This window comes from Zhenpiania hominis, from assembly GCF_014333425.1.
GTDB classification, from domain to species: domain Bacteria; phylum Bacillota; class Clostridia; order Peptostreptococcales; family Anaerovoracaceae; genus Hominibacterium; species Hominibacterium hominis.
The window spans coordinates 1-1,139 of sequence record NZ_JACRYT010000061.1; the positions used below are offsets into that span (position 1 = coordinate 1).

Consider the following 1,139-nt stretch of genomic DNA (forward strand, 5'->3'; position numbering starts at 1 on the left):
TATGGTTCACATATGATAATGTCTTAGTATACCACAAAAGAAAATGTCCCGAATGTGGTATAATTATCCTCCTATGAGACTTATGAACAGGAGGAAATCATTATCAGAAAGGTAGAACTCTCAATGGACGAACAAAAGAAATATGAAGTAATTAAAGCACTGGCGGACCATCCCAATGGAAACAAGGACCGCGCTGCCCTGACTCTGGGCTGTACCAAACGCCATATTAACCGTATGCTTGCCGGATACCGCAGAGAGGGCAAGGCCTTCTTTGTCCATGGCAACCGGGGCCGCAAGCCTGCCACTACGATACCGGAAGAAACCCGCAATACGGTTGTAGATCTTTACCGTAACAAATATTACCAGGCGAACTTTCGGCATTATACGGAGCTCCTTGAAGAGCGCGAGAACATCCGTATTTCTCCTTCTTCCGTAGCCAAAATACTGGAAGCAGAATCGATCCTTTCTCCCAGGGTTACGAAAGCCAGGAAAAAACGGATCAAAAAAGAACTCCTTATCAAAAAAGAAAATGCTTCTTCCAAAAAGGAAGCCGATGCCATCCAGGCCAATCTTGTGGCAGTCGAAGATGCCCACTCCCGGCGCCCCAGATGCGCTTATTTCGGCGAAATGCAGCAGATGGACGCTTCCCCCTACGAATGGGTCCCCGGCCAAACCTGGCACCTCCATCTGGCGATCGACGACGCTACAGGAACTGTCACTGGCGCATGGTTTGACACACAGGAAACCCTGAGTGGCTATTACCATGTGTTCCATCAAATCCTCACAAACTATGGCATCCCTTATCAGTTCTTCACGGATCGGCGTACCATCTTTACCTACAAACAAAAAAACTCCCCTTCTCTCGATGAGGATACCTATACCCAATTCGCCTATGCATGTAAACAACTTGGCGTCCTTCTGGAATCCAGCAGTGTGCCACAGGCAAAGGGGCGTGTGGAACGTTTAAACCAGACCCTCCAGTCGCGCCTGCCAGTCGAATTACGTCTGGCAGGAATCACAACGATAGAGGGCGCAAATGAATTTCTCCACTCCTACATAAAGAAATTCAATGCAAAGTTCTCTCTTCCTATCCATCATACCAAATCTGTGTTCGTTGAACAACCCTCAGATGAAACCAT

Annotated in this window: 1 protein-coding gene; it reads left to right on the forward strand. The window is 47.6% G+C overall.

Features of this window, described 5'->3' with window-relative positions; translation table 11 throughout:
• Window positions 1-123 precede the first annotated feature (123 nt).
• On the forward strand, window positions 124-1,139 hold a 1,016-nt coding region (locus tag H9L42_RS16710), incomplete at its 3' end, for an ISNCY family transposase (protein WP_187304527.1).